The organism is Kitasatospora sp. NPDC088346 (assembly GCF_044740765.1).
Classification (GTDB): domain Bacteria; phylum Actinomycetota; class Actinomycetes; order Streptomycetales; family Streptomycetaceae; genus Kitasatospora.
Genome location: NZ_JBIURH010000153.1, coordinates 1 through 2,441, shown reverse-complemented (window position 1 = coordinate 2,441; position 2,441 = coordinate 1). Strand labels below are relative to the sequence as shown.

At 71.1% G+C, this 2,441-nt stretch carries 1 protein-coding gene; it reads right to left on the bottom strand.

Annotation, left to right across the window (positions count from 1 at the left end; all coding sequences use genetic code 11):
- Window positions 1–2,441 (bottom strand): condensation domain-containing protein (locus ACIOFR_RS42060; RefSeq protein ID WP_401006094.1); only part of this gene is annotated, 2,441 nt, incomplete at both ends.

The following is a 2,441-nucleotide window of genomic DNA, read 5'->3' as shown; positions in this document are numbered from 1 at the left end:
ACCTCCGGATCAGCCGACACCACCTCCAGGAACCGCACCAACCGCGCCACCAACACCTCGACCGTCGAACGGTCGAACAGCTCCGAGGCGTACTCCACGGATGCCGGAAGCTCGCCGTGCTGATCACCGTCGACCGACCCACCGAAGGCGAAGGCGAGGTCGAACTTGGCGGTCCGGCCGTCGGCGACGACCGGTTCGGCGGTGAGGCCCGGCAGGTCTAGGGCGTCGCCGGCACCGGTGTCGTTGAAGGCGATCATCACCTGGAACAGCGGGTGCCAGGCCATCGAACGGACCGGGTTGAGCACCTCGACCAGCCGCTCGAACGGCACGTCCTGGTGCGCGAACGCCGCCAGGTCCACATCGCGGGCACGCCCGACCAGCTCCCGGAACGTCGGATCACCCGACACGTCCGTCCGCAGCACCAACGTGTTCACGAAGAAGCCGACCAGGTCGTCGACGGCCACGTCGGTGCGGCCCGCGATCGGCGTCCCGAGCGGGATGTCGGATCCCGCGCCCAACCGGGACAGCAGCGCCGCCACCGCCGCCTGCACCACCATGAACACCGTCGCCCCGCACTCCCGGGCGAAGGCGTTCAGGGCCGCGTTGAGCTCGGCGCCGAGCGTGAACTCGACGACCTCGCCGTGGTGGGCGGCCTCGGTCGGCCTGGTGCGGTCGGTGGGAAGGGCCAGCAGTTCGGGCAGGTCGGCCAGGGTCGCGCGCCAGAAGTCGAGCTGGGCGGAGATCAGGCTGTCCGGGTCGGACTCCTCACCCAACAACTCCCGCTGCCACAGCGTGTAGTCCACGTACTGCACCGGCAGGCCGTCCCACTCGGGTGCCCGGCCCGTCACACGGGCGCTGTACGCCGTGCGAAGGTCGCGAGCCAGCGGGAGCATCGACCAGCCGTCGGCGGCGATGTGGTGCAGCACGATCAGCAGCACCGACTCCTCGGCGTCGACCTCGAACAGCCACGCCCGAAACGGCAGTTCGGATGTCACGTCGAAGCTGTGCTCGGCGGCGGCGGCCACCGACTCCGGGTCGGCACCGGAGACCAGCTCCAGCAGGTCACCGACCTCCGCCGGCGGTACGACACGCTGGAACGGGACGCCGTCGGCCTCCGGGAACACCGTCCGCAGGCTCTCGTGCCGCTCGACCAGATCCCGCAGCGCCAGCCGCAGCGCGCCCACGTCGACCCGGCCCGAGAGCCGCAACCCGATCGGGATGTTGTACGTCGACGAGGGACCCTCGAAGCGGTTCAGGAACCACAGCCGCTGCTGCGCGAACGACAGCGGGACGATGTCGGGCCGCTCGCGGACCGTGAGCCCGGCTCGGGCGCTCCGGGCCGTCGTCGTGATCCAGGCGTCCAGTGCGGCCACCGTGGTGGCCTCGAAGAGGGCGCGGATCGGGAGTTCCACGCCGAGCTCGGCGCGGATCCGGCTGACCAGCCGGGTCACCAGCAGCGAATGCCCGCCCAGGGAGAAGAAGTTGTCGTCGATGCTGACGCCGTCCAGACCGAGCACCTCGGCGAACAGCGCGCACAGCACCCGCTCCCGACCGGTCCGCGGCGCACGGCCCGCCGTCACCAGCGCGAGATCCGGCGCCGGCAACGCACGCCGGTCCAGCTTCCCGTGCACCGTCAGCGGGAACGCCTCCAGCAGCACGAACGCCGACGGCACCATGTACTCCGGCACAGCGGCAGCGACGTGCGCCCGCAGCTCCACCTGGTCGACGGTCGGGTCGGCCACCAGGTAGGCGACGATCCGCTGGTCGCCGGGCCGGTCCTCACGCACCACCACCACGGCCTGCGACACCGCCGGATGCCCCGACAGCGCGGCCTCGATCTCACCGAGCTCGATCCGGAACCCACGGATCTTCACCTGGTCGTCGGCCCGCCCCAGGTACTCCAGCACCCCGGCCGCGTTCCACCGCACCAGGTCACCCGTGCGGTACATCCGCCCACCCGGCTCCCCGAACGGATCCGGCAGGAACCGCTCCGCCGTCAGACCGGCACGGTTCAGATAACCGCGCGCCAGACCCACACCGGCCAGGAACAGCTCACCCGGCACACCCGGCGGCACCAAACGCAACCCACCGTCGAGGACATAGCCCCGCGTGTTGTCCAGCGGCCGCCCGATCACCGGCGACGACGACCCCGCCAGCGAACCCGCCACCGCGTCCACCGTGCACTCGGTGGGCCCGTAGTAGTTCAGGCTCACCGTCCGCTCCGCAGAACGCAGTTCGGCCCACAGATCGGTGCTCACCGCCTCGCCGCCCGCCATCACCAGCGCCGGGACGTGCTCGCGCTCGGCGTCCAGCAGCCCTTCGGCCACCAGGACCGACAGATAGGAGGGGGTGAGGTCGAGGAAGTCGAGCCGGTGTTCGGCCACGTAGCGGGTCAGGGCGGCGGCGTCGAGTCGGACGTCGTCCGAGATCAGGTGCAGTTC